The sequence below is a fragment of the bacterium genome (assembly GCA_022763185.1).
Classification (GTDB): domain Bacteria; phylum Bdellovibrionota_G; class JALEGL01; order JALEGL01; family JALEGL01; genus JALEGL01.
Map to the genome: position 1 here is coordinate 158,038 of JALEGL010000003.1, position 24,704 is coordinate 182,741.

18 protein-coding genes are annotated in these 24,704 nt (G+C 36.4%); 12 read left to right on the forward strand and 6 right to left on the reverse strand.

The genetic code is table 11. From position 1 onward, the window contains the following. Positions 1-4: 4 nt before the first annotated feature. From MRY82_01155 to MRY82_01165, 3 genes are read right to left on the reverse strand one after another with little or no spacing between them, the layout of a single operon-like run. Positions 5-1,147 carry an amidohydrolase gene (locus tag MRY82_01155; protein ID MCI5071535.1) on the reverse strand — a complete coding sequence of 381 codons (1,143 nt, stop codon included), beginning with the start codon at positions 1,145-1,147 and terminating at the stop codon, positions 5-7. Further along, positions 1,144-2,562 (reverse strand): sodium:solute symporter family protein, encoded by a 1,419-nt coding sequence (locus MRY82_01160; protein MCI5071536.1) that lies wholly within the window; start codon positions 2,560-2,562, stop codon positions 1,144-1,146. The genes MRY82_01155 and MRY82_01160 overlap by 4 nt, the downstream gene beginning before the upstream one ends. Positions 2,563-2,572: 10 nt before the next feature. Continuing rightward, the gene (locus MRY82_01165; GenBank protein ID MCI5071537.1) at positions 2,573-3,571 is read right to left on the reverse strand and encodes a histone deacetylase; all 999 of its coding nucleotides are present in this window, start codon (positions 3,569-3,571) and stop codon (positions 2,573-2,575) included. A gap of 246 nt (positions 3,572-3,817) precedes the next feature. Here MRY82_01165 and MRY82_01170 point away from each other — a divergent pair, with 246 nt between their 5' ends. From MRY82_01170 to MRY82_01190, 5 genes are all read left to right on the forward strand, one after another. After that, on the forward strand, positions 3,818-5,182 hold the full coding sequence (locus MRY82_01170; protein MCI5071538.1) for an NAD-dependent succinate-semialdehyde dehydrogenase: 1,365 nt from the start codon (positions 3,818-3,820) through the stop codon (positions 5,180-5,182). A 216-nt stretch (positions 5,183-5,398) separates the two neighbouring features. Continuing rightward, positions 5,399-6,934: a hypothetical protein gene (locus MRY82_01175; protein MCI5071539.1), complete on the forward strand. Its 1,536-nt coding sequence runs from the start codon at positions 5,399-5,401 to the stop codon at positions 6,932-6,934. 268 nt (positions 6,935-7,202) lie between these two features. Next, positions 7,203-8,936 (forward strand): hypothetical protein, encoded by a 1,734-nt coding sequence (locus tag MRY82_01180; protein MCI5071540.1) that lies wholly within the window; start codon positions 7,203-7,205, stop codon positions 8,934-8,936. Next, on the forward strand, positions 8,936-11,152 hold the full coding sequence (locus MRY82_01185) for a translocation/assembly module TamB (GenBank protein ID MCI5071541.1): 2,217 nt from the start codon (positions 8,936-8,938) through the stop codon (positions 11,150-11,152). Before MRY82_01180 ends, MRY82_01185 begins: the two co-directional genes overlap by 1 nt. A 61-nt stretch (positions 11,153-11,213) precedes the next feature. Further along, complete coding sequence (locus MRY82_01190) at positions 11,214-12,107, forward strand: YihY/virulence factor BrkB family protein (protein ID MCI5071542.1); 894 nt, start codon at positions 11,214-11,216, stop codon at positions 12,105-12,107. 138 nt (positions 12,108-12,245) lie between these two features. On the opposite strand, the gene MRY82_01195 is transcribed toward MRY82_01190, so the two are convergent. Further along, a complete protein-coding gene (locus MRY82_01195) occupies positions 12,246-12,560 on the reverse strand; it encodes an HPF/RaiA family ribosome-associated protein (protein MCI5071543.1) in 315 nt (104 codons plus the stop codon). A gap of 278 nt (positions 12,561-12,838) precedes the next feature. Between MRY82_01195 and MRY82_01200 the strand changes: the two genes are divergently transcribed. The 5 genes from MRY82_01200 to MRY82_01220 all read left to right on the forward strand — a co-directional run bounded on the left by MRY82_01200 (position 12,839) and on the right by MRY82_01220 (position 20,344). Next, positions 12,839-14,230 (forward strand): hypothetical protein, encoded by a 1,392-nt coding sequence (locus tag MRY82_01200; protein MCI5071544.1) that lies wholly within the window; start codon positions 12,839-12,841, stop codon positions 14,228-14,230. Between the two features lie 260 nt (positions 14,231-14,490). Continuing rightward, positions 14,491-16,881: an alpha-amylase family glycosyl hydrolase gene (locus MRY82_01205; GenBank protein ID MCI5071545.1), complete on the forward strand. Its 2,391-nt coding sequence runs from the start codon at positions 14,491-14,493 to the stop codon at positions 16,879-16,881. A 19-nt stretch (positions 16,882-16,900) separates the two neighbouring features. After that, positions 16,901-17,626 (forward strand): NAD(P)H-dependent oxidoreductase, encoded by a 726-nt coding sequence (locus MRY82_01210; protein MCI5071546.1) that lies wholly within the window; start codon positions 16,901-16,903, stop codon positions 17,624-17,626. A gap of 428 nt (positions 17,627-18,054) precedes the next feature. Next, positions 18,055-19,809 (forward strand): hypothetical protein, encoded by a 1,755-nt coding sequence (locus MRY82_01215; GenBank protein MCI5071547.1) that lies wholly within the window; start codon positions 18,055-18,057, stop codon positions 19,807-19,809. Positions 19,810-19,930: 121 nt separating this feature from the next. Beyond that, on the forward strand, positions 19,931-20,344 hold the full coding sequence (locus MRY82_01220) for a tryptophan-rich sensory protein (GenBank protein MCI5071548.1): 414 nt from the start codon (positions 19,931-19,933) through the stop codon (positions 20,342-20,344). Positions 20,345-20,504: 160 nt separating this feature from the next. Here the strand turns inward: MRY82_01220 and MRY82_01225 are convergent, their stop codons facing one another. Continuing rightward, positions 20,505-20,801, reverse strand: coding sequence for a hypothetical protein (locus MRY82_01225; GenBank protein ID MCI5071549.1), 297 nt, complete (start codon positions 20,799-20,801; stop codon positions 20,505-20,507). Between the two features lie 133 nt (positions 20,802-20,934). Here MRY82_01225 and MRY82_01230 point away from each other — a divergent pair, with 133 nt between their 5' ends. Further along, the gene (locus MRY82_01230; GenBank protein ID MCI5071550.1) at positions 20,935-21,453 is read left to right on the forward strand and encodes a hypothetical protein; all 519 of its coding nucleotides are present in this window, start codon (positions 20,935-20,937) and stop codon (positions 21,451-21,453) included. Positions 21,454-21,662: 209 nt separating this feature from the next. Next, the gene (locus MRY82_01235) at positions 21,663-23,156 is read left to right on the forward strand and encodes a hypothetical protein (protein ID MCI5071551.1); all 1,494 of its coding nucleotides are present in this window, start codon (positions 21,663-21,665) and stop codon (positions 23,154-23,156) included. Positions 23,157-23,336: 180 nt separating this feature from the next. Here the strand turns inward: MRY82_01235 and MRY82_01240 are convergent, their stop codons facing one another. Then, positions 23,337-24,569: a mechanosensitive ion channel family protein gene (locus tag MRY82_01240; protein MCI5071552.1), complete on the reverse strand. Its 1,233-nt coding sequence runs from the start codon at positions 24,567-24,569 to the stop codon at positions 23,337-23,339. Between the last annotated feature and the right edge of the window lie 135 nt (positions 24,570-24,704).

Consider the following 24,704-nt stretch of genomic DNA (forward strand, 5'->3'; position numbering starts at 1 on the left):
CTCTTTAACGCTTGTATTGATTCATAGCAACCACCCATAGCTGTTTCAGGAATTTACTGTAAGGCTCAATAACATCATCATTAAAGTTATAGAAGGGACTGTGGAGTTCACTAACCTCACAACCAACTCCTAAACCAAAATAAATACCTGATAATGCTTGTGTGTAGTGGCCAAAATCTTCAGACCATAAATAAGGAAAATCTTTATTGTGAACTTTCAGTTGTGTTGCTGTAGCTGCGGCATCAATTAAAGGGATAAGCTTTGAGTTTATGGTTGTTGCAGGGAAATATTCTTTGCTTTCAATGTCTAAAGTGAGCTTATGCATTTTTGCCAGATATTTTGCATGCTCAATCAGTTGAGATTCTTTCTTTTTTAATATGTTGCTATGTTTACTTCTCAATGTAAAAGCCGCACAGCCATTTCCAGGGCTGATGCCATAGTTTTCATGGCCAAGATTAAAAAAAACAGGTGTGGCTAAGAAAAAGTTGTCATCGAATGCATCGCTGACACTATCGAGAGCTTTATTATACAAATCAAGCAAAGCCGGCATTGGCGAACGAGATAAGTGAGGTTCCCCAGCATGAGACGTTTTACCTGAATATATAAATTTAATTCCTTTTGATGTGCATGCAAAAGTATCTTTTATGCAAACAACAGTTTGTTCCGCTATACCGGGAATATTATGAAAACCAAAAATCATATCGGCTTGCCATTGTTTAAATGCCTCATCTTTGACAATTTCTATAGCACCTTCACCTTGTTCTTCTGCATGTTGAAACAATAAACCTAATTTGCCTATTTTTTTATTTTGTTCTTGCCATGCCTGAGCAAGAGAGGCTACCAGAGTCATGTGGCCGTCGTGCCCACATTTGTGTGAGATGTTTTTATTTTTTGAGCTGTACGTTAGCTCAATAGTTTCCTTTATAGGAAGCGCATCTAGGTCTGCACGAAAAACAATATTAGGCCCTGGCTGTCCTGAATCAAACTCAGCCAAAAATGCTTTGCCATCAGTCAAAGGAATTATTTTAGGAGCATAAGGCTTTAAAAATTCTTTGAGCACAGCTTGTGTTTTTTTTTCTTGGTGAGACAGCTCAGCATGTTGATGCAAGTCATGTCTGAGTTTTATCAGCTTTTCAATGCTCTTCATGGCCGGGTTGATTTTTTTGAAATTGAAAAAAACAAAACTGCTGCGAGCATAATGCCCATAAAGTTAGCATCCAAACCAAACGGTACTGGGAAAGGTGGAGCCAGAGAAAATAGGATGGTTGTTCCACCACCTAAAATCATTGCCAGAGTTGCAGCTGTTGGATCTCTTCGGTTAAAAAATAAAGCGCCAATTAAAGGAATTAATAAACCAGAAACCATAAAACTATATGAATATAGCATGAGAGAAAGGACATTTTCAAAAATTCCAGCCAACAAAAGAGACAGTGCGCCAATGACTAAAGTTGCTATTTGAGAAAAACGCAAAGATTTTTTTTCATCTTTGGGTTTTACAAAGTCACTGACTACGCTACCAGAAGCAGCCATCAAACAACTATCGGCAGTGGATAGAATTGCTGAAAAATAAGCAGCCAAGACCAAGCCCATGAGGCCACTGGGTAGAACCGTTCTGAGTAACAAAGGCATGCCCAGTTCACTATCAATCATACTTCCAGCAGCAAAACCCAATTCTGTAAACATGCCTTGCGCGAGTGCAACGCGAGAATAAATGCCAAGTATAATACCCATAAAAGCCATGACAGGATACTCTAATAGCCCTGCAATATACCAGGCCCTTTTTGCTGTTTTAACATCTTTACATGCGTAAATTCTCTGATACAGGGTCATACCAACAAACCAAATAGGTGTGATAGTAAGGGCCCAGTTAACCAAGGTTTGCCAGCTTACATTGGTGAGGCTGAGGTGATTATTGGGTAGATGAGCGAATACAGCATCAAAGCCACCAATGGCATAGTGACTGACGGGGATGCCAATAAAAATAAGACCGGCCATTAAAATCATCCATTGGGCAGTGTCAGTATAAATGACAGCTTTAATGCCACCAATAGCTGTATAGACAATAGCTAAAGTGCCCATAAAAAATAAGGCCGTATTGATATCTAGGGATGGAAAAGTTGCAGAAGCTAATTTTGCACCGGCCAACAATTGAGAGGAAGTAAAACCAATATAACCTAAGGTGGTGATTAAAGCAGCAATCAAAGCCACTCGATTACCAAAAAAATGTTGGAAGATTTGTGGAAAAGTGTAGAACTTTTTGGTTTCTTCTAATTTTTTTACTTTAGGTATGAGGAAAACAGCTGCAATCCAAGCACCCACCAGGCCTGTAAACAGCATCCATGAACCGGACAAACCCATAGCAAAACCTAAGCCTCCCAAGCCAATTGAGAAGCCTCCACCAACATCGGTGGCAACAACTGAGAGACCTACATGAAAACTACTCATTTTACGACTACCAACATAATAATCATCCAAGCCTTCGTTTTTTCTCATGAAGAAAAAACCAACCCCCAACATGGTTACTAAATAAATAACTAATATAACTAGATCAATGACACCCATCGTTAAACTCCTATGTTTGTTTTACTTGCTTGAAAAAATTTAAATAAACATTAGCTGATTGTGGTCCATAACCCCCAGACGAACAATAGCAAAAAGGTACACTCAATTGCTCAATAAACTCATGTAAGCATGCATCTCTTTGCAACATTAACTCTAAACTAAGGTTTAGTTTTGATGCGCTATCTAGGGCATCATGTTCATAAGGATCTGCTCCTTGAACAATCAAGACAACATCAGGTTTTTTATATTTGGAAAGCATTTGAGACAGACCTTCTTTAAGTTTACCTAAGTACTGAGACTCTTCACCAGAGTAAATTGGAATGTCGATATTGCTTGCAACAAACCATGGGTCAGTTTCTGGATCTCCATGATCTAAAGGCCAACCATCACCCATGTGAATACTTAAGCTTATAATAGTACCATCGTGTTGGGTGATTTGTGCTGTTCCATCCCCTTTATGTGCATCAACATCGATGACCCACGCTGTTTGAATTCCCAATGTTGTTTGTGCCCAGCGCAGCGCAACTACGATATCATTGAGTATGCAAAATCCACGACCTCCAAAGTCCATGGCATGGTGAAAGCCTCCACCCAAATAATAAGTGCTACCGCTATTATCAATAGCATGTTTGAGACTGTACATCAGACCTTGTGTTTGACTAAGAGCTCTTGAAACTAGGGTTTCCAATGATAATTGTGCAGATTCTGGTTTATAACGATGATAACTGCCATCCTGTTTGATGAGTTCATAACAGGCTTTAACAAGGTCACTTTTTTGCGTCTCATTGCCATATAGAAGGTCAACATAACTTTGTTGATGAACACGCAAGACATCTTCAGGTTGAATGACAACTGAAAGATCATGCTCTAAATCATGTATTGAAGGGCTATGTTTTTTGTCTGTTTCTAAAATTTGGGCAATTCGTTGAAACTGAGGACCTTGAGATGGGATTTGAATACCAAATTGGTTTAAGTCTAGGTAATTGTTTTTGTGATAAAAGACATCCATTATGAGTTTAGAGGCTTTGACGCAATGATTTGAGTCATCAGTCAAATTCCATTAAAAAATTGTTTCTCATGAAACTATTGCCTTGTCAACTTTATGCAGTTCTATTAGCCTATATAAGTTTTGTTGCAGAGAGTAAGCAGTATTCATTATATAAATCTTAGGCTAATTATAGTAAGAATGAGCTTACTATGTATCTAACAATCAATAAGCTTTGTTAAATGAGCACAATAGTTTTTAAGGAGTTTTATGCAATCAATTAATCCGTTGAATGGTGACGCGATAAAAAGTTATGAAGAATTTTCAGATGAGAAGATAGAAGAAATTATAAATACTGGCCATGATCAATTTTTAAAGTGGAGAGAAGTAACTCTTGATCAACGCTGTCAGATGTTGTTTAAAGTCAAAGAACGTTTACTTGCAGATAAAAATAAATTGGCGCACTTGATGACTGATGAAATGGGCAAAACCATTGCTGAAGGTGAAGCTGAGATTGAAAAATGCGCCTGGGTTTGTGAGTATTATGCAAGTCGCGCCAAAGAATTTTTAAAACCGCTTACTGTAAAAACAGAGTTTAGCAGTAGTGAGGTCTACTTTTCTCCAATAGGGCTTGTGCTTGCAATTATGCCGTGGAATTATCCATTTTGGCAGGTATTTAGATTTGCTGTGCCTAATTTGGTTGCTGGAAATGTGGCTGTTCTTAAACATGCAAGTAACGTTAGCGGCTGTGCATTGGCAATTGAAAAAATTTTTAAAGAAGCAGGTTATGATGAAGGTTGTTTTAAAACACTGCTTGTAAGCAGTAAAAAAATTAAAAAAATTATTGAGAATCAAAAAGTTAGAGCTGTAACATTAACGGGCAGTACAAAAGCTGGAAAAGCTGTTGCAGAGCTGGCGGGTAAAAACTTAAAAAAAACAGTTCTTGAACTGGGAGGAAGTGATCCATATATTATTCTTAATGATGCAGACCTTGATCTTGCAGTAAAAAAGTCTACTGAAAGTCGTCTTCTCAATACTGGGCAAAGTTGTATTGCAGCCAAAAGGTTGATTGTGATGGCAGAGGTTTATGATGAATTTATGGCTAAACTTAAACAAGAAATGAGTCATAAAAAAATGGGCGATCCTAAAAAGCAAGACACTGATATAGGCCCAATGGCACGGTATGACTTAAGAGACGAGTTGCATAAACAAGTGCAAGAAAGTATTGAACAGGGTGCTCAATGTATACTGGGAGGCAAAATAGATTCATCCAATAAAGGCGCCTTTTATCCGCCCACTATTTTAACGGATGTTAAAAAAGGCATGACCGCCTACTCAGAAGAACTTTTTGGCCCCGTCATAACAGTGATTAAAGTGAATTCGGTTGATGAAGCAATTAACATAGCCAATGATTCAGCTTATGGTTTAGGCAGTGCTATTTTTTCTGAAAATATAGAAAGAGCTAAAACCATTGCCACACAAAAAATTGATGCAGGGGCTTGTTTTATCAATGACTTTGTAAAGTCAGATCCTAGACTACCTTTTGGTGGTGTAAAAGAAAGTGGTTATGGTCGGGAACTTTCTGAATTTGGGATTCGTGAATTTATGAATAAAAAAACTGTTTGTATAAAGTAATTCATAATACTTTATTATGACAACTGAAGTTACAATTGAGCTTGTCTCTAGTGACAACATAAGATGCGTTGATTAAAAACATAAGCCTTATACAATAGAAAAATAGATGGGTATTATGTCAGGGCTAAAAGAAAGGTCATATTTTTTACTATGTATAAAAAACTTTTGCCACTTTTAGGGATATTACTTATTGCATGTGGGAAGCCTTCAAAAAGTTTGCAAACAGGGGCACTAACTCTTCCAACCATTCAAGGACTAAAATATACAACAAGCACGGGTGATGAGGGGTTTACCAATGCTTCTGGTCAGTTTAAATACAATGAAGGTGATGAAATCAGTTTTTGGTTGGGTAAGGTTTTATTGGGGAAAATTAAAGCTAAAAAAAATGTATATTTATTAGGCGATATTGTACGTGCTTCTTACCCTACACAATTAATGTTGTCTCACTATGATGGTTCAACAAGTTTTCTTCAAGACCATAATCCTGAAATTCAAAAGTTGATGAACCTGGTTTTATGCTTATTAACCATTGATAATGATCAAGATTTTGTCAACGGTATAGTCATTGCAAAAGAAGTGCATGAAAAAATGAATGAGGCTGTGTTTGATTTAGACTTTTTAGATCGTTCAGATGATTTTATTATCCAGTTTAGAAAAGTTATGTTGCAAAGCAATTTACAAAAAGCACCGCGATCAAAGATAGAAGCTATAAGAGCTTTAATTAATGCTGAAATGTATCAGTTTGAGTTTTTAAGATTTTCATCAGCATTTTTTGATAACGATGGCGATGGACAAAATGATACAAAAGGTATTCCATTTTATAATGATTATGGAGATTTAAATGTAATACACCTTGATGAAGGTATTGATGATAATATTGATGAAATTAATACGACTGAATATGATGAAAGAGGTAATGAAACCTACAGTGATAGAGATCAAGATGGTGATGGAACACCTGAAAGTATATCCAATTCAAGTTATGATTTGGATAATAACTTAATATACAACGATGAAGACTATGATGGCGATGGAAATATCGATTATATCATGCATGCTGATTATGATGACTATGGCAATTTATTGCAAGTTGAATATGATTATGATGGAGATACAGTTACAGACCAAAGATCATTATTTAGTTATGATAGCTTAGGAAATAAAATTAAAAAAGAGCAGGACTTAGATGCTAACGGAAGTGTTGATATCATAGAAAATTATATTTACGATAACGATCTTTTAGTTAGGGTTGATTATGATTACAACGCAGATGAAATCGCTGACGAAAAATTATTTTATACTTATGATGAACATGGGAACCTTTTGCTTGAAGAAAGAGACTTTAATTTAGATGGTACAATGGATTCAAGAATCACAAAAGCCTATAATGTTTTTAATCAGCTTATAACAGCTTTTCATGATAACAATGCGGATGGAATATTTGAGAGCACATACACATATATATACAATAGCGAAAAATTACTCACTGAAATTCGAGATGACGACGACGCGAACGGCCAAGATGATGATATACGTAAATTCTATTATGATGACTATAGAAATATCATACGTGTTGAAAGAGATGCAGATGGTGATGGACAAAGTGATGCGATTAGCTATAGAACATATAATTCAAAAAACTTCCCGGTTACTATACAAATTGATGAAGATGCTGACAGCGACTTTGAAGAAATTATCAACTATGAATATGAGTTAACGGATAAATACCTTAAACTTCTTTTGGAAGATTAAAGGCTTCACCTAAAATGATGGTGTTCAATATTGAATGTCTAAGAAATGTAATGCATGTAAAGTCTTATAAGACTTTATAAGCTAGTATTTATGAGTTTATATAGAAGAGCAGATATACAGCAATAATTTTCTAAGCTGGGGTTCAATAAAATTAAAATAAAATTTATTTTCAACTGTGGTATAAGGAACTTCTTTATTTATGTATTTAAAATAACAACAGTGTTTTTTTAATACATAGGGTTAAAATAAAAAGTTACTATACTATGCAATGCAACAAAAATTAGGCCTATATTTTATTCTAAGTTTATTGCTTTTGTCTTGCCGTTCATCAAAAGAGTCTTTAAGCAATGTATGTAACGGAAAAGTCGTTATCAGTAGTGCTGCGCCAATTGATTTTTCGAAAAACGAAAAAAAAGTTTTATGTGGTGATCAAAGCGTTCAAGCGTGGAGTGATTTACCTTTAATTCAAACAGAAGTAACCCTTAAGAAAATTTTAAAAAATAGAAGCTTTTTTGATGTTCAAACATCCATCACAAACAATAAACTCTATGTAGCAACAGGTAGCTTGCATCATATTGAAAAAATTGAGTTTCACAATCCTCCAGATAAATTTGAAGATGAACGCTATATTGCTTGGCAGAATAAAACATTAACTTCTGAAAATTTAGATAAAATTGAAGTTTGGGTGATGCGCAGGTTAAAGTTTTTAGGCTATGCCTGTGCAAAAATAACACTTAAAGCTATTATTGAAACAAAAACACTCCATATATACATAGAGCCAGGTAAAAAATATCAGTTTCCAAAAATTACGTATGATGAAGGTATAGATCAATATTTAAAGCCTGGTGTGCTGCCTAGATTTTATGCTTTTAGACCCGGTGACCTATTTAATGGCGATTTATTAGAGCTTTCATCAAAAAGAACAGAGAATTCAGGCATAATCAATCATTCTTATTTTTTGACAGAGTGTCAAAATCAAGAGCTACAAATAATACAAAAAGTTAAACCAGGAGCCAATCGTTTATTTAAAGTAGGCGTAGGGGCAAGTACTGAAGAGCTGCCTATTGTTAAAGTTGGATGGAAAAATAGTCGTGTAGGACGCAGTGGTTCTTCTTTGTTTGCAGATCTTTATGCCTCACAAATTAATCAAAATTTACGCCTTGGTTTTGAGTGGCATGCGTTTAATGCAAACCGATGGTTTATGCAGCCTAGTATTGAGGCAAGAAGAGTGCGTGATGTTCAGCAAAAGTTTTTAGATTTAAACACATTTTATGAGCTTGGAGCTAGGCTTGACTCAAAAAGTACTTACTATTCTTTTAAAGCTGGGCCAGGTATCATTATTGAAAATACAGAAAAGGGTCCGTTTGATGGCTCAAAAGAGTTTGGTATTTTCCGTAGCTCACTTGAGATAACCAGCAACGACTTTGAAATTTTTCTTACTGAACCTCGCAGAGGTTACCAACTCAACTTCACATCATCTTTAATACTTGCCAGCAATAGAGAGTCTGTAGGAACCCAGCATTATAAAATTAGTGGCACGCGTTTATGGAATGTTTATAATTTTGGTCCACCAAAATATGTTTTTGGAGTACGTTTTGGTTTAGAGTCCGTTGTGTCTTCTCAATCCAATGTACGTAACTTCATACCTCAGCATTATTTTCAGTGGCTTGGTGGTGATACAAACGTAAGAGGCTTTAGTCGAAGAGAAATTCCAGATAATGATATTGGAGCATTATCAAGTATGTATGGTGGGAGCGAATTACGTTTTGTATCGTTTCTGGCCAATAAGGTAGACCCATTTATCTTTTTAGATTTTGGAATGATTGGGGATAGAAACTTTAAACTTAATTCTACTGTATATGGCTCACCTGGTTTGGGCTTTAGATACGATTCATTTATTGGAACTTTAAGGGCAACGGTTGCGCATGGCTTTGTGTTAGGGGATAGTGAAGATGTAGAACAACACCCACAGTTTTTTTTAAGCCTGGGAAGAGAGTTCTAATGAAACAATTTTTAAAGGCGATTTTATATTTTATACTATCTTTGATAGTAGCAGGCATTGCTTTTATTGCTACAGTATGGTTTTTTCCAAAAACTATTGTCAACAATACTGTTTTGCATTGGGGCTACCAGCAACAAGATTTGATTAAATTTGAACGCGGATTTCCTGAGAATTTGGAGCTTGATGTTTATAATGTTGGTTTTCTGAAAAAAGGAGTGAAGTTAAAGGTAAAAGACACTTGTATCTATACATCTAATAAACAAATTCAAACATGTTTAGATACGGTGGATATAAAGGTGCTTTTAGATTTTTCTGATTTTTCAATCAAGCTCTATTCTTTAGGGCCTGTTATCTTTCACGCGCATGATTTTAAATTTCTAAATCAACCCAATTCAAAACAGAAAAATAAAAAGCCCTTTGTAGTTGAAGATTTTTTATCGGAAGATTTTTTTATGAATCGCCTAGATGTTAATTTTGGCAATATTGAAATCATTGATGATTTAAAAAAGTACACAGCAGATTTAAAAATTACCGGCAAGACAGTTGATGATGACTATATTTTAGATGTGCTCAGTAGTTTCAGTTATGAAAAATCTAAAAAGTTAGCATTAAAACTTCAGGGCAAAGTTAATACCCTAAAAAATGTTATAGCATCGGTTAAATTGACGAATCAAGTCAATGATCAAGTGAACAGTCAACTAAAAGGCGATTTAAAATTGGATTTATTGAATACTAAAGCTTCATTTTTAGGAGAAGGCTATGCAGATCAATTGTCAGATGCAATTAAAAGAGTAAATATTAAAAAAATAAAATTTGATAATTTTGACAAGTTGTATTTAAGCGTAGACTTTGCATCTCAGCTTGTCTTGGAGTCACTTTACTCAGTTGAGTCATCAAGTTTACCCAAACCCAAAATTAAAACGTCGTTTACTGGTAAGGCAGAAGCTAAAGAAAGCCAACCAGGCATAATTGATTATAAAATTGAACTAGATCCCATTGAGCAGTATGGAACTACTATAATAGCTAATACACAAGGTTCATACACTAAGAACAAACAAAAAATTACAATAAAAGAACTTCTTTTTTTAATGGAGGTTCCGCATTTTGAACATTTAGTTACAAAACTTGAAGCTACACAGTGGGCTATCCCCGCGCCTTTGAATAGTTTGAAAGGAAAAGTAAGTATAAAACTTGGGCAAGACAGTGAACTAGAAAGCTTAGAACAAAGGTACTTCTCTATTCCTATTAATGTTGAAACAGGTTTAAAATCAAAAGATCAGTCATTGGGCACTCAATCTTCAGGTCAACTTGTTTTTGATTCAACTGAAAAAAAAATAGACATGAAATTGGATGTGTTGCTCAATAATATCAAGTTGGCTATCCCCAATTTTGATCCTGCCAGTTCAATGCCAAAAGTTAGCAGCGATGAAAGAATTTTATCGCAAAATCAAAAAGATCAACTGTCATTAGAAAGTGATTTATCACAGGATAAGCAGTTGAAACAAAAAGAAACATCTCTATTGTCTTATGAAGTTACAATCAATACGCCCAATAAACCAATCCGTATCATGTATGATTTATTTAAACCAGCAGCCAAATTTAGGTTAAAAGGAAAAATAAATGAACATGCCTCTACCTTCACTGTAAAAGCAGAGCAGTTTAAAGTTGAATATTTAAAAAGAGAAGCAAAACTAGAGAAGTTTGTTGTTAAAACAGATTCTAATAAAGAGAGTATTTATTTGGATGGACGGTTTTCAATTAAAAAGGCTGATTATGATCTTTATGTCAATGTTGAGCAAAGATACGAAACCCCACAAATCACACTTTCTTCAAATCCACCGCTTCCTGAAGAAGACATTATTTCTCTTATACTGTTTAATCAGCTGTCTAATGACGTGAGCAGTGGATCATCCAATTCAGTTGAAAATACAAGAGCGGCAATCGCACAAAAAACTATTGGTTTCTTTTCATTCTTTGTTTTAGCGTCAACACCTGTTGAAAGTGTTAACTATGACCCTAATACCAAGACGTATTCAGCAAGGGTAAAGCTACCGGGTGGATTTACAGCAACCGTAGGAAGTGATTGGGATGAAGCTCAAGAGGTGGGGATTCGGAAAAGTTTGGGCGGTAACTGGGCAATTTCTGCAGGTGTTGGAACCGATGCTCAAGGAGAACAAAAACAAGAATCTATGCTGGAATGGTTTTATAGGTATTGAGTTGAAAAATATAAATATTGTGTAATAGTACTTCTTAGTTAGAGATCTATAAATAAAGAATATGAAAAAAAAAGAAAAAATATCTGTCTTTGATTTAACTGTTTCGTGGAAATTCTTTGCGGTAAAATTTTTAAAAGAAATTCAAAAAAGTGACATAGCTAAATCTGCAGCAGCTTTAAGCTATTATTTAACGCTGTCTGTTTTTCCTGCTTTTATATTTTTATTGAGCCTTTTCGCTTTTTTAGATTTTAGTAATTTACAAAACACTGCGATACATTCTATTCAAACATTACTGCCTGGAGATGCTAAAGTGATGTTTGAATCTTTTATACAAGAATTAACACATAATGGTGGTATTGCAGTATTATCGTTTGGTTTTATTGTTGCGACATGGTCTGCATCTAACGGTTTAGCCGCTGTAATTGCCCAATTGAATGAAGCTTATAAAGTCAAAGAAGCCAGAAACTTTATAAAAACAAGATTAACATCATTTTTCTTGATGGCAGTATTTGTGGTCATGCTATTAACAACCTTCTCAATCATTACAGTCAGTGAAAATGTATGGTCTTATTTACAACAACATTTTACAGTTTCATGGCTTTTTTTGTTGCTCTTACTGCTTATTAAATGGCTTTTTGTGTTTCTAATTATCTGTACAGCCTTTGCACTTATTTATTACTATGGCCCAAATGTACAACAAAAATTTAGATTTATTACGCCTGGGAGCGTTTTAGGGTCATTGTTGACAATTGTTGTAACCCTAGCGCTCAATTTTTATCTCATCCATTTTAACAGCTTTGGTAAAATTTATGGCAGTATCGGTGGATTCATAGTTTTTATGCTATGGTTGAACGCCTGTGGTTTTGTACTTTTACTTGGCGCTGAGTTAAATGCATCGCTTGAGCACTACAATCAACATGGAAAGAATAAAGGTGAAAAAAAGATCAATGCATGAATTTCTTAATCATCAATACTGTGCTTAGAGCACCAAAACTGAATCAGTAAGATAGTAAGCATCAGTGTAACCCACAGCAGTTTAGAGATTTTAATAAGATAAGTGTACATTTAAAAATTTAGACGTAATATTATCAATTTAATGGTTAAAGTTTTTTTCTTTAATTTTTTTTAATGATCGATGTGTCTTGTCTAAAGCCCCAGTCAATGCTTCTTCCATGGTTTCACTGTTATGGCTCACCGCAATAGGTTTTAATTTTTCAATTCGTGTTTCAATAGTACATTTTTTATCATAAGCACCACCTTTTTCACTGTTTTCATCACTCATGTGCACATTGACACGGGTAACAAAACTTGAAAAGTGCTGTAGATTATCTTGCGTTAAATCTCTTACGTATTGAGTCAGTCTTTGATCATTGTTGATTGATTCATCTGTATTAACCTGAACTTGCATGTATATCCTTTCAAAATTAATGTTATTAATTGATTGGTTAAACATAATGATTATTCTTCAAAAATTCTGCTATCTTAAGTTAGGTATGTGCAATATTAAATTTTTATGTTTTAAAATTGTTGATTTGGAAAAGACGACATGCCCCGTGAAAAGTCATTGATTGATATTATAAGTTGTGGATTTTTATAGCAAAAAAGCTCTGTTTTTTTGCATAAATCAATAGGTTGATTATTATTGTTTTTATGAAAAACAAAAAATACCCCTATATAACAAAAAAAGTGTTTACATTATTATTGTGTGCCAGTGCACTGGTGCTTTATTCTTGCGGAGGACTTCAAGTCAGTGCTGTCAGAGAATGGATTCATCCATCTTCTGATGAAGACTTTGTAAGTCTGCAAGGGCAAGATGCTGGTTCAGCTGAAGTTGCAACGGATGCCTCTGGTAATGCGATTGTAGCTTGGAAACAAAATGAAGGCAACGATAGAATTATGATTGGTGAATATCGCAATGGTACTTGGACCTGGCCAACATCAATTGATGACAATATCAACCCTGGAACATCGGATACAGATTCGCCAAGCATAGCCATGGATGATGATGGCAATGCTATTGTTGTTTGGGAGCAAGAAGAAGGTTCTGACTATAATATTTTCATCAGTGAGTACCGCAATGGCAGCTGGACTCATCCAGCAGATACCAACGACTATATCAGTCCAAATAGTGGTTCACTATATGATGCGGAAGTCGCCATGGACAATAACGGTAATGCTATTGTCGCATGGATCGGTTACGATGGCGCAGATGATCAAGTTTTTATCAGTGAGTACCGCAATGGCAGTTGGACCCATCCTGCAGATGCAGATGATAATATCAGTCCTGATGGTCAAGATGTCTATGATATGGAAGTGGCAATGGATGATAACGGCAATGCTATTATTGTTTGGGAACAGTATAACGGTACCGACGACCAAATTTTTATCAGTGAGTACCGCAATGGCAGTTGGACACATCCTGCAGATTTAAATGATTTTATCAGTGTTACTGGAGAAGAATCTGATGACCCTGAAATTGCTATGGATAACAATGGTAATGCCATTATTGTTTGGACTCAATATATTGAAACACCAGATGTAGAAAGAGTCTACATGAGCGAGTATAGAAATGGCAGTTGGACTCACCCTGCAGATGAAGACGATTATATCAGTGTGACGAGCTCAGATGATACTTATGACCCAACTGTAGCCATGGACAATGATGGCAATGCAATTATTGTTTGGTACCAAAATGATAGTTCAGAAGATCAACAAGTGTTTATGAGTGAATACAGAAATGGTAGCTGGGATCACCCAAGCTCACTCAGTGACAATATCAGCCCAGATGGTGAAGACGTTTATGATGTTCAAGTGGCCATGGATAACAATGGTAATGCAATTATTGCGTGGGACCAGTATGATGGTGAAAATGACCAAATTTTCATGAGTGAATATAGAAATGGTAAATGGGATCATCCAGACTCTATTAATGACAATATTAGTCCTGACAGCGATGATGATACGGATGACCCAATCATTACCATGAGTGATTCAGGAAATGCTTTCATTACTTGGGATCAATATCTAACGGATGGCGATTTTGATGCTGTATTTATCAGCCAGTATGTAATCAAATAGTATTAGTATAAATCAAATTTAACTAAAAAGCCTCTTTGCTTTGAATTAAGTAAAGAGGCTTTTTCATCATTGGGCAAAAAATGCTGTTCATATAAGTTTGATTGATTGTGATAAGTTGGTTAAAGTCTAATGCAATCAATATTCAGTCAAAGTACATAGAGCTTATGAGGTTTTTTTACATATTTATACTATTCACTTGTTTACTGATAAGCAATGTATTTGCAACTATAAATAACGCCATTGTCTATCAAGTGTTTCTCATGTCATTCAAAGACTCCAATGGCGATGGGTATGGCGACCTCAAAGGGCTTACTTCTAAATTAGACTACCTTAAAGATCTTGGAGTAGACTACATATACCTTAACCCTGTCACAGCGGCTGAGTCTAAAACAAAAAATTTTTCACGTTATAACCTTGGTTATCATGCTTTAGAACTCAATAAAATTAATCCACGTTATGGGACAATGGCAGATTTTGAAAATCTTATTAAGCAAGCCAAGAAAAAAAACATTAAAATCATTTTGGATTTTGTAGAAATAGCACTTTCAAAACATCACCCTTTTTTTATTGATGCTATCAGTAACCCCAATAGTCCTTACAAGGATTGGTTTCTTTTTAAAAACGAGAAGCCCAAAGAAGCTTGGGTAAATTATTTAGGGGGAGGCTGGCATAAACTATCCAATGGAAAGTATTATTTTGCTTTATATGGACAAGCCCCTTTTCCTCATTATTCCAATCCAGAAGTTCAAAGCTATTTTTTAGGTTTGATCAATTTCTGGATGTCAAAGGGTATAGAAGGTTTTCGATTGGATGCCTTAAAACATCTTTTTATTCATGGGCCTAAACAGTATGAGCATCAACCTGAGCTATTTGAGTATATAAAAAAGATAAAAGCTATTGTAAGAAAATATGGAAAAAATAAGATTTTAATAGGGGAAGTGATTCCATATCCCATCAACCATAACTACATTGGCTATCAAAATGAAATGCTAGATTTGATTTATGACGGTGTTTTTACAGAAACCCAATTTTCAGGGACAAAAATCAACTTAAAAACTATAAGTTCTAAATACTTAAATAGTTTTACCTATGAAGGTAAAAAACCACATCAGCTCACTTTTTTTGCTAACCATGATCGTGGAAGAATCGGTCATAAATTTAACCAACATGCTTTAAGTTATGAAGATAAAATTAAATTGATGGCATCTTTGCACTTATTAGATTTAGGTACACCTCTTATTTATTATGGTGAAGAGCTTGGCCTTCTAGGGTATTTGGATTCAGGTAATAAAAAATCCATGCAAACTACAGATGCTCTGACAACCATGCCATGGAGTAAAAAAAAGTATGGAGGATTTTCAACAACAGAGGATAAAATATTTCCACCTCTTTCAAAAGACTACCCTATAAGAAATGTAGAGTTACAAACAGAAAATCCCAAGTCAGTTCTGAATCATTATAAAAAATTAATCAAAGTTAGAAAATCTCTTGGTATTTTTTCTTCTGGTTCAAGAAAAAAATTAAAACAATTAAACCCTAATATTTATCACAGCTTTTTTTATGATAATGAAAATTTAGTCTGGGTGGTTCATAACCTTAGCTCAGAGCTTGAAAATTTAAGCTATGATTTTTCACCCTATTTGCGATCAATCCCTGCATTAACAAATGTTTGGTGTAGTGCAGATGCACCTGTTGTAGATCAGGTAAATTACAAAGCTACACTTAAAAAAGTATCGCCTTATGGCTCTTGTGTTTATAAGCTAGAAGGAATCACAGCCAAAGATATAATCAATGTAACTCTTGCTAAAGCTTATATTCAATCCGAAGCAAGACAAGGAAATAAAAACTATATTTTATTAAATAAGAGTGCTGATGAGGCCTTGCGCATTTATAAAAAAAATCCAGGAAAAGTTGATGTAACATACTTTAAAGATCCCGGTTTGTTTTTTGCAAATTACCAAATAGTATATAAGAACAGCTTTGAACTATCTGGAGAAAAATTTCTTCCTATTCCAGATAATATTTCTGCAATAAAAATCATTGGGCAGGATGAAGTTGGTTTTTCAAAAAGTGACAATCTAAAAAGTTTATTTAAAAAAAAGGCTACACAAAAATATTTAAATACAAATATCAGTAACATCAAGTCTATTGATTATGGAAAAGATCAACATTTTTTGTATTTTAAAATTAAACAAGAAAAGATGACCCTGCAAAAAAATGGGGGTTTGGACTATTGTTTTATGTTTGATGATCTTGAGCAAACAACAGGTGCCAATAGTATTGAGTTTTGGCTACTCAATAAAATCTTTACACCTATAAATACAATTGAAACCCTAATGATTTATCAGCATGATCATAGAGAAAAACACCCTATTGTTTTTAGTGATGTCAATGCAAACAATCAACCTGGGGTAAAAAATAATCATTCGGTCCTTTTCTTTCAAAGGGATGATTATTTTTATCTTATGATAGATCGTAAGGTCATTCCCTATGAAAAAATTCAATTTGCCATCATTACCTGGAGTGCGGGTACAGCGTGGGGTGGGTCAGAAAAAACGCCACCTATTGTTGACCAACTGCCTTATGATATAAGTGTTATGAGAAGTAAAGAGCCAAATGTGATTCAGTCTTTTCTTAAAATCAATCAATAACAAAACTAGGAGTAAATGAATGAATAAAATAGAGCAGTATAAAAATTTAAAGGCAGTGTATATCAATACGTCCTTAAAAAAAGACCCAAAAAAGAGTCATACGGGGCATTTGCTTACAGCATCAGCTAAAATTTTAGAAAAACAACAGCTTACAGTAGAAAACATTCACATGCTTGATTATCAAGTACCCCCTGGTGTTTATCCTGATATGACCAAGCATGGATGGTCTCAAGATGACTGGCCAAAAATTTGGAAAAAAATAAAATCTAGCGATATTCTAGTTATAGGAACCCCTATTTGGTTGGGAGAAGAAAGCTCTGTATGTCGAGTCCTTATTGAACGATTGTATGCCATGTCAGGTGAACTCAATGCTGATGGCCAATCCATCTATTACGGTAAAGTTGGTGGCTGCGTGATTACAGGTAATGAAGATGGGATTAAACATGTTGCCATGAGCATAGGCTATGCATTAAGCCATTTAGGTTATACGATACCCCCTCAAGCAGACTGTGGTTGGATTGGTGAAGCAGGGCCTGGCCCCTCGTATGGAGACAAAAAAGACGATGGCTCTCATGTAGGCTTTGATAATGATTTTACCATGCGCAATACTACCATTATGTCCTGGAATTTAATGCATATGGCCAGTCTTCTTAAGCAACATCCACTTCCCAATCATGGCAATGATCGTAGAGCCTGGAAAGCAGGATCTCGCTTTGACTTTGAAAACCCAGAGTATCGAGTATAAGTTGATAAAAATAAGTCAACACGCTTTGATGAGTTTAGGTAAAACCTAATTCAAGCATGCCTTTCATTAGCGTAGATGTGTTTTTAATTGTTTAATTGCAAGGCTAGTCACTGTATATTTAAAAACCGAGTATCTCTATAGATGCAGAAACGCATTAAAGATGCGACACGCGTGTCCTTTTTAGCCTTGACAAAAAACATGAAGTGGTATATAAATGTCTCACTTTAAGATGATGGCATATAAAAAAATTCATGCAGGGGGTATATTTCTTTAGAGGCATAAAAAAACCAATATCCCTATGTTTGGCTCTGAGCTTATTTTACACACATCCAGCCTTGTGTGACAGCGGTCCCTCTTTTTTTGGGCGCTTTTTTAAAATTTCACAGTCGTCCGGCTTTTCTCAGAATATAGGACGTGTTAAAGCACGTATGGCTTCCAAAGCGGGAAATCTTCGCACGTGGTATAGGGGGCCCAAAAGCTTAAAATACAGCTCAAAGAATGCCAAGCGCAAGTTTCGCTCAGCTACCAAAGCTGGGGTTCGGGCTGCTAAATCGGGCAGAAACCAATTTTTTGTATCGCTTATGGTTTCGGTGGTTATTGTTTCCAGCATGACAGTGGCCAGCGCCAAGCGTGAAGGAGCATCATCCGAAGAAATTACCGAAAAACTCATAGAAAAACTTTCTTCAGGCAGCTTTTTGGGAAGTATGTTTGCTGCATCCGTAGATTCTTTAAGAAACATGATTATTACGGTCAATCGTCAATTGAAAGGCTCATTCAATAAAGAGGTCATGCAACAAGCCAAGCGTAGCTGGTTGAAAATGGGACTCAATGGTTTTGGAGCCTCGTTGGCCGGTTGGATGGCTTATTATGGTGGATCTCGGCTTTGGGAAGAAGCCTCTTTAATGCAGGCCTCACAAGCAGATTACGTATTATCACAAAACATGTTTAAAACCGTTCTTGCCTATCTTTACGGTGAAGGCGGGCCGGATTACAGACGGGTTGCACAAAGGCAATTTGAAGCCATGCATTTGATCATGATTGCAGATCCCGCCCGGCGAGGAATCTTCTTTAACAACTTAATTCGCTTTGACATGCTCAATGGCGGCCAGTTGGCCACGGTTTTGTCTGCGGCATCTGCAGGCTCAGCAGCAACCATCATATTTGCATCTGCAAATCCTGTCGCCCTTATTTTATACTGCACTTTGTTTGGTGTCATGGCAACCTCAGCCGCTGAGTATGCATTGCCAGTAAGCTGGGAAAAACGTCTGGGCGGCTTTTCAAAACGGCGTTGGGTGGATCTGAATCGGACGCTTCTCCACCAATCTGCGCGTGGCTTAAACGCGTTTAGCTCCAATATTATTGAAATGAATGCATCCAAAAACTCTGAACAACAATTGCAGGCATTCATCAGCACTTTGATTGAGCGAGGACAAGGCCGAAGTCGATACCTGACAGAACTCATTGCATACATGCACTGGACCATTGAAACCAATGAAATGCTGCAGCGTGAGTGGTCAATGCATGCGTTTCAAGAAGCCAAAAAGAAGCTTTTGGAAGACAAATATGGAAAAATAAAAGTGCAAGGACCGGCAACGCCAGGGTTCTTTCTGGCACGTTTGTATCAAGGTAGTATTCTTCAAGATTGGCTTACCGATGACAGCCAGGATATAGCTTGGACCATTGAGAATAATCGCCAAAAACTCAAAGAGTACCATCAAGAGTTCAGAGACTTTTATCGAAAAGAGGCCCTTTGGCTACAAAATATCAAGCAGCAGTATCAGCAGCTCAGCCTTAAAAATAAGCTCACCGACTGCGTTGATAACATGCTGTTTAGTGAAATTGAAAAAGTAAGTTTTGTCCAAGAGGTGTTCACCCAAAAAACAGCGCAATGGATAGATTTATTTTTTATTAAGGAGGGTCAAGAACTTGCCTGTGCTTATGAAGGCTGTTCACAAGACTTACCAGGGGATATCATTCAGTTAAGCACTTTGCTTGCAACATGGAGCCATTATGGCTTTAATGAAAATCATGAGATTCAAACAGTTTTAGACCAATATGGAGAAGAGCATAACATTGCAGCTGAGAACACTTTAAGCAATGACTACTGCTTTAATCAAATTATGGAAACGCCAAGCAAGGCATACGTAAAGCAAATAGGTAGTGCTTATGGCAACGGACACTAAGCATTGCACCAAAGAGTGACACTCCTTATTCCTAAAACAATAAAATTGAAAACAAATCGTATACTTTCTGACTTCCAAGCATAAAATATCATCGGTAATATATAGACTGCTATCCTTATGAATGTTAAATTTTAATGCAATGGACATGTCTTCTTGGTATCAAAGTTTAGTCAAACCATCTTGGGCTCCGCCTGCCTGGGTTTTTGGCCCAGTGTGGTCTTTTTTGTACCTCCTGATTTTAGTCTCATTTTTTTATGTTGGCTTTTTGGCCTTTAAGAAAAAAATTAGTTTTATCATTCTCTTACCTTTTTTACTGAATATCGTCTTTAATCTTTTGTTCACGCCTCTTCAGTTTTCTTTGCAAAACAACGTTTTGGCTTTACTGGATGTGATTTTGGTTTTTCTTACGCTCATTTGGGCTATGATTGTGATTTATCCCTTTGCCCAATGGGTGACGTGGATTCAAGTGCCATACCTTTTATGGGTAAGCTTTGCCATGGTCCTTCAAGCCAGCATTACTTATCTCAATCGTTAGGGGTGAATGTGCAAAGTGAAACCATGAATGACTATGCTAACAGTTTTTAGAGATATGATTCTTGGTAGTGTGGATTTTGTATGTTTGCATCAAATTTTAGTTGTATATGTGAAGCAAGTGTATGAGCATTTTTGTATGATTCTATATTCTAATCTTTAAGCTAGCGACTGTTTTGCTCGGTAACCACTTTAATAACAAGGTGTTCATCTTTATCTGTTTGAAAGTAAAGCTTGAAGGACTTACTTTTGTTGGCCTTGATGACTTGTCTTAAGATATCTGGAGAGTTGATATGACCTGGGATGATAAATTCTTGTTCAGACCGGCACACGACAATTGCAGATCGGTCCTCATTTAAATTGTATTCAAGAGGAAAACACAAGTGCAATTCATGGCTAAAGCCTGAACCTATAAAAAACAAGACCGTAAGAATACTTAATTTAAGGATAGAAGCGCTCAATGTTCTATTATAGCATAAATTACGGGCTAAAGTTCAATGTTTATTTGTAGCTCACATTGATAATGAACCGTTCAGTTGTTATTCATATTTATGGTTTAAGTTGTGCTCTTAAATCAATCAAAGGAGTGCAAAAATGAATAAAAACATAATGAACGCAGGACGTATTTTGATGGGCTTGGCTTTACTGATACTGACCGTAGCAGGTATCAATTACATGAGGTACAGCGGCTCGCGTCTGGAGAGAAAAATTATCAGCAACCAGGAACAGTCAGTGCGTTTTCGTCCGTATGTTGGTGGAGATTTTCGTATTCAAGTTTCCTCTCCCAAGAGTAGTCCCCTCGGACCAGATCAATGGATGGATTTGACCGCTCAAGGTGAAGTGATACAGATACCAAACTGTCCCAATGATATTTTAGAGCAACAAGGTAACTGTATATACGGCTTAAAATTGAATGCATTGAAGTCTTATAAAATCAATTACACAGCAATCCGTAGCAATGTGCAAATACTTCAGTTTAGTATTGAGCCTGACCCTCTTCAATCTAAAAATGCCTATGTCCAGTTTCAGCTTGCTTTAATCTTGGCAATTATTTTATTGATGCTGGGTATTGCAATGGGGCTTCCTTGGTACTTTTTTCAAAAAGATAACTGAAAACAAAAAGCAGAGTAATTACGGGACACACTATGCATTCTTAAAAATGAGCTAACCAAATTAGGAAAACATAGAGTGTCCCTTGAATAGACTAGGGGTATAACGATATAAATAATGTTACATAAGATCAGTACAAGATTTTATTTACTTTATTTCAAATTGCATTATGATTCTATCCATTGATGAATATGCTTGTTAGGAGAATCAATATGAAAAAACTACTGTACATTTTATTAGCTCATTTTTTAATAGCCTGTGGCTTCCAGGTGAGCGGAGATGACTTGCCTTTTGGCGGCGGTAATGTTTACAATGCCAGTGGAACAATTGTGGGCGTTCCCTCAATAGGAGGCGTGCTTATAACAGTTAATGGTGTTGACTTAACTGTAGACGAAGATGGTTCATTTAGTTTTACCGAAGATCTTACAGAAGGAGAAAGCTTTGATATAAGTTTTGATGCACCAGGGGCATTTGATTGTAGCTTACCAGAATCTATATCCCTTGTAAGTGCAGAAGTAGAAGATCTAGAAGTGACCTGTGAATGTGGTACGCCAACACAACAAGCATTTACTAGCTATTCTGCTGAAGGAAGAACCGGCTCAAGTTTAGATCCCTTTTTCATTTATACACCGGCGCAGTTTATTTCCATGCAAGCCGTGCCAGCTCAAGCAGATTGGGATAAATCTTTTGTTCAGGTTTGTGATTTAGATTTAGATACTTTAGGCGTTGGACCTATTGGCAATAGCATGAATTCATTTACTGGAAGTTATGATGGGCAAGGCTTTCTGATTGAAAATATTCATATGACGCCATCTGACCCATATTATGCTGTATTTGGCCGTATCAATGGCGCAACGATTGAAAACATACATTTGAAAAATGTAGATATAGATAACTTTGGCTATGGGATAACATACAGTGCCGCTTTGGTTGGGGGATGTGAATCATCTGGGATGATTGAAAATATTTTAGCTGAAGATATTACAGTTGATGCCAATGATATTACCTCTCATGTAGCGGCTTTAGTAGGAAGCATGGATGCATGCACGCTAAGCAAAGTTTTGGCAAGCGATATTGATGTTTCGTATGTATACAGAGAAAACGGTGGCTTGGTGGGTAGAGCCCTCAATGGTTCATTGATTTCTCAAGTGGGCATCAAGGACCTGGTGTTAACATCCACAGCGGTTTCAACGGGTTATTATAGCGCAATGGTGGGCCGCTTGAGCAGCAGTGACATTACAGATACCTATATTCAAAATGCAGCTTTGACCACGTCAGCTTCAAACTCAGCCGGTTTTGTTGGTTGGTCAAGCGGCAACAGCAATATTGAAAAATCTTACATTATCACTTCAAGCACATCAGGAACCAGTGAACTTGCAGGTGTTGTGGGCAGAATAGATACAGAGTCCATGCTTTCCATGAACGATTTATTTGTTTCAAATGCCATCAACGCACTCTCTGGGTCATCTGGTGAAATAACAGTAGATACAAGCTACGGTACAATAAGCAACAGCTTTTATGACAATACTCAAACGTGCATGGGCTGTAGCGTTACGCAAACTGGGGGCACAGCAGTTTCAGGAACAAGTACATTGTTTGATGGAACTTCTCTTGCACTGACTTCATGGGATTTTATAAACGATTGGTGTTTGGTTACTGGTGAAGCACCAGAACTCAGAAATATTCCGGGCTCAACTTGCAATTAAGGCCTAGCATTAATGTTGATCACCGTAGACCAAATTAAAAACAGTGAGTAAGGCTCTTTTGTATAAGCAAAGACAATAGAATTGTGGGACACACGATGCACTCTTAATAAAGAAATCAAATTAGGAAACTCTAGTGCGTCCTTGGCTTTAAAAATTTACTGCCAGCATGGAATAATGCTTTTAGGCAGTTTTGTTAGGCTTTAACAGCTGTTGAAAATCATGGCCAGACGGTTCTTGGAATGCGCGTAGGCCAAAGGTTGAAATGCAGGCCAAAAGATGATCAAAAATATCGGATTGAATGTTCTCATAAACAATCCAATCTGTTTGCGAACTAAAAATATAGACTTCTAAGGGCAAGCCTTTTGAGCTGGGTTGCAGCTGCCGAACCAAAAAGGTCATGTTTTGATTGACGTCTGGATGGGTTTTTAAATAAGCAATGATATAAGCTCTAAAGGTGCCAATATTAGTCAGTTGTCTATTGTTTATGTTTTGCTCTTGGGTGCTGCGCTCAAAGCCCCCCAGCTCTTGTTCTTTTCTTTCTAAGTAGTCTTTAAGGACAGCAATGTTTTTAAGTTTTTCTATGTCTTGTTGACTTAAAAAGTGGATGCTAGAAATATCAATTAAAATAGACCGTTTAATCCGGCGGCCTTTGGATTCTTGCATGCCGCGCCAGTTTTTAAAAGAGTCAGATATAAGCGCGTAGGCAGGAATGGTGGTGATGGTTTTATCCCAGTTTTGCACGCGGATGGTGGTGAGAGAGACATCGGTGACATCGCCGTCGGCGCCGTATTTGGGCATTTCAATCCAATCGCCTTTTCTGACCATATCCAAGGAAGAAAGCTGTATGCTAGCCACCAAGCCTAAAATGGTATCTTTAAACACAAGAAGCAGCACGGCCGTCATGGCACCCAGGCCGCTTAAGAAAATAAGCGGCGATTTTCCAAGCAGCAGGGATAAAATAAGAATAATGCTGATAAAAACAACCACAACTTTTAAGGCTTGCGCCACGCTTTTAATGGGTTTGTTTTGTAAAGCATCAAGCTTATGGGCAATCTGTTCAAAGACAGAGATCAAAGAAAAAACAACCAAGCATGAAACAATGACAAAATAAGCCTGGCAGCCTCGAATAAGAATTTCATAAAGAGTTGTGGATGGCGGGCTTATCCAAGCCGCACTGTTAAACACAATAAGACAAGGGAGATATTGAGCGGCCCGTCTAAAAAACCTTTGCGATACAAACAAATCATCCCATTTAAAATGGGTTTTCTGAGTGAGCTTGGTGGTGGCTCTAAGCAAGATAAACTGCAAAATCCGCTTAAACAGATAGGCCAAAGAAAAAACAAGCAAAATTTTAAGCAAAGTAAATACCAGCGCGTCTTGTTTTAAATACGATACAACCGTTTCAAAGCTCATAGCTTACATAGATACTATGGCTTTGCTCAGATTAAAAATAATTCAGAGCAGTTAGAAAAAAAGTGGGTGTGTTTTATAAATCATTTTAGAACACTTCATTTGAAAAATATGATAGGTATGTTTACTCCTTAAATT